The organism is Streptomyces sp. NPDC059398, from assembly GCF_042751845.1.
GTDB lineage: Bacteria > Actinomycetota > Actinomycetes > Streptomycetales > Streptomycetaceae > Streptomyces.
The window spans coordinates 1-7,679 of record NZ_JBHYWP010000171.1 but is presented as its reverse complement, the minus strand read 5'-3'; the positions used below and the strand labels follow the sequence as shown (position 1 = coordinate 7,679).

The 7,679-nt window shown below is 74.4% G+C and carries 6 protein-coding genes and 1 pseudogene; 1 reads left to right on the top strand and 6 read right to left on the bottom strand.

Annotation, left to right across the window (positions count from 1 at the left end; translation table 11 throughout):
- Positions 1 to 107: 107 nt before the first annotated feature.
- The 4 genes from ACFXBC_RS34330 to ACFXBC_RS34315 form a co-directional block, all read right to left on the bottom strand.
- Entirely contained in the window at positions 108 to 821 is a 714-nt protein-coding gene (locus ACFXBC_RS34330; RefSeq protein WP_385033777.1) for an MIP family channel protein, read from the bottom strand.
- Between the two features lie 88 nt (positions 822 to 909).
- Positions 910 to 1,635, bottom strand: a complete 726-nt coding sequence (locus ACFXBC_RS34325; RefSeq protein ID WP_385033774.1) for an SseB family protein — start codon at positions 1,633 to 1,635, stop codon at positions 910 to 912.
- A 152-nt stretch (positions 1,636 to 1,787) separates the two neighbouring features.
- Positions 1,788 to 2,996 (bottom strand): type VII secretion-associated serine protease mycosin, encoded by a 1,209-nt coding sequence (gene mycP, locus ACFXBC_RS34320; protein ID WP_385033771.1) that lies wholly within the window; start codon positions 2,994 to 2,996, stop codon positions 1,788 to 1,790.
- Between the two features lie 182 nt (positions 2,997 to 3,178).
- Positions 3,179 to 3,961 (bottom strand): hypothetical protein, encoded by a 783-nt coding sequence (locus ACFXBC_RS34315; RefSeq protein WP_385033768.1) that lies wholly within the window; start codon positions 3,959 to 3,961, stop codon positions 3,179 to 3,181.
- A 710-nt stretch (positions 3,962 to 4,671) separates the two neighbouring features.
- Between ACFXBC_RS34315 and ACFXBC_RS34310 the strand changes: the two genes are divergently transcribed.
- Complete coding sequence (locus ACFXBC_RS34310) at positions 4,672 to 5,874, top strand: amino acid deaminase/aldolase (protein ID WP_385033765.1); 1,203 nt, start codon at positions 4,672 to 4,674, stop codon at positions 5,872 to 5,874.
- An 86-nt stretch (positions 5,875 to 5,960) separates the two neighbouring features.
- Here ACFXBC_RS34310 and ACFXBC_RS34305 read toward each other — a convergent pair.
- A pseudogene (locus ACFXBC_RS34305) lies at positions 5,961 to 6,717 on the bottom strand (DUF2510 domain-containing protein).
- A gap of 158 nt (positions 6,718 to 6,875) precedes the next feature.
- Entirely contained in the window at positions 6,876 to 7,460 is a 585-nt protein-coding gene (locus ACFXBC_RS34300; protein ID WP_385033762.1) for a cupin domain-containing protein, read from the bottom strand.
- Between the last annotated feature and the right edge of the window lie 219 nt (positions 7,461 to 7,679).

Below are 7,679 nucleotides of genomic sequence, written 5' to 3'. Positions count from 1 at the left end.
GCCCGGTCCGGACGCCGGAACACCGGCGGCCGGTCCGGGCCGGGAAGCGGGACGGAGAGCTTTCAGACCTGGAGCTGTCGGACCTCGAACCGTCAGACCTTGAGCCGTCAGACCTCGACGTCCGCGTGCGCGAGCCCCACGGGGTGGGTGAACCGGTGCGCGTACGCCGCGAGCGCCCCGCCGATCAGCGGCGCCACGATGAACAGCCACAGCTGGGAGAGTGCGGCGCCGCCCGCGAAGAGGGCCGGGCCGAGGCTCCGTGCCGGGTTGACCCCGGTGCCGGTGAGCGGGATGCCGATCAGATGGACCCCGGCGAGCGCCAGGCCCATGGGCAGCCCGTCGAAGCCCACGACGGCCACCTTGTGGGTCACGGCCAGGACGACGAAGACGTAGACGAAGGTCAGTGCCAGTTCCGCCAGGAAGGCGCCGCCCAGATTGATGTGGACGGCCGAGCGGCTGTCGAACCCGTTGCTGCCGAACAGGCCGTCCGTCTTGATGCCCGGCACCTGCTTGGCGAGCAGGAAGAGCAGCGCGGAGCCGACGATGGCGCCGAGGAACTGCGCGATCCAGTACTCCACCGCCCTGCGTACGTCGATGCGCCCGGCGAGCAGCATGCCCATCGTCACGGCCGGATTGATGTGGCAGCCGGAGATCGAACCGAGCGAGTAGGCGAGCGCCAGCATGGTGAAGCCGAAGGTGAGCGCGATGCCGAAGGCACCGATGTACTCGCTGGCGAGCACCACGGATCCCACCGCGATGAACACCAGCAGCAGAGTCCCCAGGAACTCCGCGGCTATCCTCCGCGTCTCCGTCGTCTCCATAGCTCACACCTCACGAAGATTGTCGGATTTCTCCGCAATTATTCGTCGGAAGAGCCCGGACTGCCTCCCGGGGACTCCGCGGGCCGGGTCAGCGTGCGAAGAGCGGGGTGTTGGGAGCGGGCGCCGCGGCGGGCAGCAGGGCCAGGTCGAGCCCCCGTACCAGCCGGGCCCTGAGCACCTCGTGGGCGGCCAGCCCGGCGGCGATGTCGGTGGCCGCGGACCGGTCGGCGCCGGGCGCCAGGACCAGCGCGAGGGTGCCGTCCGCGTTCCCCGGGCCGAGATGGGCGCGGAGCACATCCGGGTGGGCGGCGACGACGTCGCGTACCGCCTCCACCACGGCCGGGTCGTCCAGCGGATCCGTGCTGGTGCGCCCCTCGGCCAGCGCGAGCAGCGCGGCGCCCTTCAGCTCGTACGGGACCGGGCCCGCCAGATCGAGTACGAGGGTGTCGGCACGCTCATGGGCGGCGGCCTGGAGCGCCTGGTGGAGCGGTACGGCGACCGGGCGGGCCTGCGGGTCCCAGCGGGCCAGCGACGCGGTCGACGTGAAGGCCGGGAGCGCCCTGCGGTCACCGGCCTGGAGCGTCGGGACCGCCATGTCGCTGGACTTCTCGCGGCGCAGTCCGTCCTCGCCGGTCTCGGCCTCCCCCAGGATCGCGACGACCGGCACCAGCAGCCGGGCGTCCTTCAGCGCTTCGAGCACCATCGGCTCGGCCGCCCTCTCCTGCGACCAGGCGGCGAGTGCCGCGGTCAGCCGGGGGTCGGCGGTGCCGTCGTCGTCGGAGAATCCGGGGTCCGGGATGTTCTTGAGCGCCACGCCCTGAGCCTAGTACCCCGGCGGAACCGCTCCACCGCGCACCCGGCTGGGGGGCTCCGGCCATACCGGCGGGGATCGCGGTCACGGGGTGGAGGTGCGGCGGCGCGGGAAAGAAGACGGCGGCGCGAAGGGGGCGGTGGTGCCGGCCGCCGTCACAGCGGCCGGCGGAACCCGCCGGGACCGGCGCCGCGCGGACGCCTGGGCGCGCCTCCCCGCCACAGCACCAGAGCCCCGGCCAGCAGCAGCACCCCCGCGCCGCCCGCGAGCGGGACCGCCCAGGCACCGGCCCCTCCGCCGCCGGGCTCGGTGTCCGGGCCCGGCCCGAAGTACCTCTTCCCGTATCCGGCGGCCTCCGTACGGAGTTGCGCCGGGGCGAGCTTCGCCGCCGCCGCGAGCGCCGCCGCCGGGTCGACCATGCCGTATCCGCGGGAGTCGTCGCGGCCCCCCTGCGGGGCGTCGCGGGCGGTGTCCATCAGCAGCTTCTTGATCTGCGCGGGGGTGAGGTCCGGGTACTTGGCCCGGACCAGTGCCACCGCGCCCGAGACGAAGGCGGATGCCGCGCTGGTGCCCCAGCCCTCGTAGTACTTACGGTCGGGGTCGGCGATCACGACGTCGACGCCGGGGGCGCTGACGGTGGCGTACCAGCGGCGGGTGGAGAAGGAGGCGTGGGTGCCGTAACGGTCGACGGCGGTCACCGCGATGACCCCGGGGTAGGCGGCCGGGTAGGAGATGTGGTCGCCGTCCTCGCCGCCGTTGCCCGCCGACGCGACGACGACGGCGCCCTTGGACAGCGCGTACTGGACAGCCGCGTCCTGCCCCGGCTCCGGGCGGGCGGACGCGCTGTCGTCCCCGAGCGAGAGGTTGATGACATCGGCGTGGTGGTCGGCGGCCCAGCGGATCCCGGTGGCGAGGGCGCCGCCGCGCGACGCACGGGCCTTCTTGATCTCCGGGTCGCTGCCTTCGAGGATCACCCGGACCGGCAGGATGTGCGCCTCGGGTGCGATGCCGAGTACACCGTCCGCCTGGCCGGGCCCATGGCCGTGACCGGCGATGATGCCGGCCATGGCGGTGCCGTGCCGGGCCCAGGACCGGTCGCCCTGCTTCGCGCCGAAGCCGATCAGGTCCCTGCCGGGGAGCACCTGTCCCGCGAGGTCGGGGTTGGCGCTGTCGACCCCGGTGTCGAGCACGGCGACGGTGACGCCCCGGCCCTTGCTCGTACGCCATGCCTGCTGGGTGTGCATGGCGGCCAGCTCCCACTGCTGGGCGCGGATGGAGTCGGCGCGGGCGGGCACGGCGGGCAGCACGGTGAAGGCCGCGGCGCTGAGCACGGCGGTGAGTACGGTCGGTACCCGGCGTCTCATCGGTGCTCCTCCGTGCGGTTCTCGGGGTAATTCTGCGGGTGGTTCCCCATGTGGTCCGTGCGGTTCCCCATGTGGTTCTCCGTGCGGTTCAGGGCTTCTCCGTGCCGTGCGGGCGGGCGGGTGGGGCGGTGGTTCGGCGGTCAGTGGCGCGGGTGCGCGGTAGTGCGGGTGCGCCGTGGTGCTCAGGGCTTCGTGGTGGCGGCGACGTTCTTGCGCAGGGCCCGTTCGACACGCTCCTCGATGCCCTTGGCCTCGTGGCCGAGTCCCGCCTGGGCCGCGTCGGTGGTCTGCGACTGCTCCATGGCCACGGCGGCGGGCTGTGGATCGGTGACCGGGCGTCCGTCGGCGAACCCCGATACCGCGTACACGACGACCGGCGCGTCCGTCAGGACGCTCACCGTCCAGCTCGCCCGCTGCCGGTCGCCGAAGGAAGCGGCAGGTGTGGACTTCACCGGGTAAGTGCCGGGCATCAGATCGGTGCGCCGGCCGAGCCCCTCGTCGGTGAACCGGCGGTGCAGAGCGGTCATCGCCTCCGGATCCGCCTCGGTGAAGACCATCCCGACCGTGGTCACACTGCTGCTGGTGGCATCGGTGTACGTCGCACGCACCAGCCTGTCGCAGCCCACCGGCTGGAGCGCCCGCAGCAGCATGGGGTCGAGCCGTCCTGTGCAGGTGCTGTCCGGGGCGACGCCCACCCTGGTCCACGTGCGGTCGGCGCCGCCGGGGCCCGCTCCGGTGCCCTTGAGCGTCGGCGGGAAGAGGGTGTCGACGGGGGTGCTGTGCCACAGGGCACGGGCTGCGCTGAACCCGTCGCCGGGACCGGCCGCCGCGCTGTCGCCGCTGAGCGCGCTCCCGGCCGCCGCGCCCCCGATCAGCCCGAGCCCCAGGACCACGGCGGCCGCTGCGGCGGCGGCCCTGGCGGGGTGCCGGGCCGGGACCGGCCGCAGCCGGGTGGTGGTCCCCACAGGCGTCTCGGCCGTGGCCGCAGGCGGCTGCGGGTGCGCGGCCGGGGGCCCCGCGCCGGGCCGCGGGGTGAGATCGACAGCGCCGACCGGTCTGCGACGGACGGCCGGGGGCACGGCGGGCCGGGGCGGGACGGCAGGCGGCGCGGCGGCGGGCCGTGACGGGAGCACTGGGGGCGCCGTGGTGGGCCGGGGCGGGAACGCGGGCGGTGGGGCGGTCGGCCGCGGCGGGACGCCGGCAGGCGGAACAGGCGGGGCTCCGGCAGGTAGAACAGGCGGGACGGCCGGTGCGGCGGCAGGCGGGAGAGGCGGCGCGGGGGCGGAAGCCGCGATCGGCCCGGCCGGAGATCCAGCGGGCGCCCCGCCGGGCTGCGAAGAGGCAGCAGGAGCAGGGGACTCGGCGGACTCGGGTGCGGCGGCGACGGGCCGCAGCCGGGTGGTCGTCTCGGTCGGAGCCTCGGACGGGGGCTTCCCCGGGCCGGGCCGCGCGGGCGGCGGCTCCTTCGGGTGGGCCGGGAAGGACGGGAAGGGGGCACGTCGCGCTCCGGTACTCATCCGCCCCCCTGTGCGTCCGCCCGAATTCGCCTTCCCGGCGGGTCCGTCGGTCACTCTACGGGCTGGCAGGCGGCCTGCGGGACCCGGACGGTGCGCACGCGGCATCTGCCCAGAACATCCCCCTACCCTCCGGTAATCATGTCTGGCAGGCTTCCGCCATGACGCCCCGTGCTGCTGACCGGACCCGGTACGACCGGGCCACCGCCGCTCTCGATGCCCCGCTGGCCATCGTCGACCTCGAAGCCTTCGACGCGAACGCCGACGACCTGGTCCGCCGCGCGGCCGGCAAACCGATCCGGGTGGCCAGCAAGTCCGTACGCTGCCGGGCACTGCTGGAACGGGTGCTGGCACGGGACGGGTTCGCCGGGCTGATGTCCTTCACCCTGGCGGAGTCGCTGTGGCTGGCCCGGTCCGGCTTCGACGACGTGCTGCTCGCCTACCCGTCGGCCGACCGCGCGGGCTACGCGGAGCTCGCGGGCGACCCCAAGCTCGCCGCCGCCGTGACCGTGATGGTCGACGACCCGGCCCAGCTGGAGCTGATCGACGGCGCCAGGGACGGCGGCCGCGAGGAGATCCAGGTCTGTCTGGAACTGGACACCTCACTGCGGATGCTCGGCGGGCGGGTACGGATCGGGGCGCTCAGGTCGCCGCTGCGCGACCCGGCCCAACTGGCCGAGCTGGCCCGGTCGGTGGCGCGCCGTCCGGGGTTCCGGCTGGTGGGTCTCATGGCGTACGAGGGGCATGTCGCGGGGGTGGGCGACTCCGTCGCCGGACGCCCGCTGCGCTCCCGGGCGGTGCGGCTGATGCAGTCGGCGGCCCGCAGGGAGCTGGCGGTCCGGCGGGCCGCCGTGGTGCGCGCGGTGCGGGCGGTGGCGCCGGATCTGGAGTTCGTCAACGGCGGTGGGACCGGCAGTGTCCAGCACACGGCGGCCGAGGACGCGGTGACCGAGATCGCGGCGGGTTCCGGCCTCTATGTGCCGCGGCTCTTCGACAACTACACCTCCTTCAGCGGGCGTCCGGCGGCCCTCTTCGCCCTGCCGGTGGTGCGCAGGCCGGGTGTGGGTGTGGTGACCGTGCTCGGCGGCGGCTACCCGGCGTCGGGGGCGGCGGGCCCGGACCGGCTGCCGGTTCCGTACCTTCCCGAGGGCCTCCGGTACGACCCGCAGGAGGGGCCGGGTGAGGTCCAGACGCCACTGCTGGGCTCGCCCGCCGACGATCTGCTGATCGGGGACAAGGTGTGGTTCCGGCATGCCAAGGCGGGTGAGCTGTGCGAGCGGTTCGACGCACTCCAGCTGGTCGAGGGCGACCGGGTGACCGGCACGGCGCCGACGTACCGCGGTGAGGGGCACACCTTCCTGTAGGGGGCCTGCCCGGCTCCTGCCCGGCTTCCTGTAGGGCTGCCCGGCCGGTCAGTGGCCGATGTGCTGCGTAGGGCCTGCCGCGCCGGTCAGTGGCCGATGCTGCTGCCCACGCCACCGCCGGTGGCGTCACCGATGGGGCGGATCCCGCGGGTGACGGTGTCCATGAGGCCGAGCGGCGGCCCTGCGGATCCGGCGTCGAAGGCGAACCGCACCACCACCATCGACTCGGAGCCGACGGGCGAGGGAAAGGCGACGGTCTGGACGTAACCGCCGGGCCCCGCACCGGTCCTGACCCGCCAGAGGACCAGATAGCCGGTGCGGCCGGCGACGGTCACGGACCGGGACTTGAGCCGGGTGTGCGAGGTGATGCCGTCGTAGTTGAGGTCGCCCACGAGATCCCGGTCGTACGCGCTGTCGGCGGCGTCCTCGATGTCGGCCTTGGCCACGGCCTCCGCGGAGGGCAGATCGGTCCGGTCGGCGGTACGTGAGGTGACGGTGCCGTGGTAGCAGAACGAGGCCGGGTCGCCCGGACAGTCGTAGGCGTGGCCGGTCCGCATGGTCGTCACGTCGTCGACCGTGCTCGTCGGCTTCTCCCAGCCGTCGGGGACGGGCAGGGTGACGCCGTTCAGTTCGTCCACGAGCAGCGAGGGGTCGGCGGCCGACGGCGTGCTGGCCCCCGGGCTGCGCGCCGAGTCCTTCAGCCTCCGGCCGCATGGGTCCGGGCTGCCGCGGAACGGCCTCGTGCGGACGGGTGTGCACGGTCCAGTCGGCGCCGTCCCACCACCGCTCGGTGGCGGGCCGTCCGGTGTCCGGGTACCAGCCGGGCGGGGTGGTGTGGGTCATCCGGACACTTTAGAGTCCGGCGGCGGAGGCCGGGCCGGACTCGGGTGACGACGGTAGGCGGGCGGGCAGGCGGCCAACGGGTCGGCAGCCGGAGCAACGGGCCGGCTGGGGCGCAGCAGGGCAGCACTCCGGCGGCCGCCCCCGTCGCATCGCCCGCGTCAGTGCTCCGGGCGCCGCGGGTCGGCGGTCGCGTCCACGTGTTCGGCGACCGCGACGACCAGGATCCGGGTCTCTGGCACCGTGGCACGCCAGCGGTGCGGCACTCCCCCGGAGAGGAACAGGCTGTCGCCACGGCCCAGCCGGTACGCCCGGCCCTCGGCCTCCACCTCGGCCGCGCCCTCGGCGATGTACAGCACCTCGTCGTTGCGGTGCTGGAACTCGCGCCCGGTCTCCTGCTCGCCCGTGAACTCCATGGCGTGCAGCTGGTGGTGTCCGCGCACCAGGTCCCGGATCTGCGGCTCGGGCTCCTGGGCCGCCCCCGCGGCGGGGTCGGCGCGGACCACGTCGACCGTGCGCCCCGTGTCGGACACGGCCAGCAGCTCCACGGCCGTGGTCTCCAGCGCGTCGGCGACCCGCTGGAGCGAGCGTTCGCTCGGCCGGGCCCGCTCGTTCTCGATCTGGCTGAGGAAGGGCACGGAGAGCCCGCTGCGCGCGGAGACCTTGGCGAGGGTGAGTCCCAGCGTGCGGCGGCGCCTGCGGACGGCGGCACCCACGCGGAACGCCTCCTTCTCGTTGGCGTCCATTCCTGGTTCCCCTCCCCTAGGGCCTTTCGCCGTTCGTGTCTGCAAGCACCTTACGCAGCTTCGGGCCATGGGAGGGACCTCCTGTCACACCCGCGTCGTACGACCTTTCCACCGTACGGCCACGCGTCCGCCGGGCCCGCTGCCCTCACCTGCGTACCACGGGCGCGAAGTTGACCGGCCGCAGCCGGGAACGCCGCGAGGGGTGGGCGACGCCGGTGG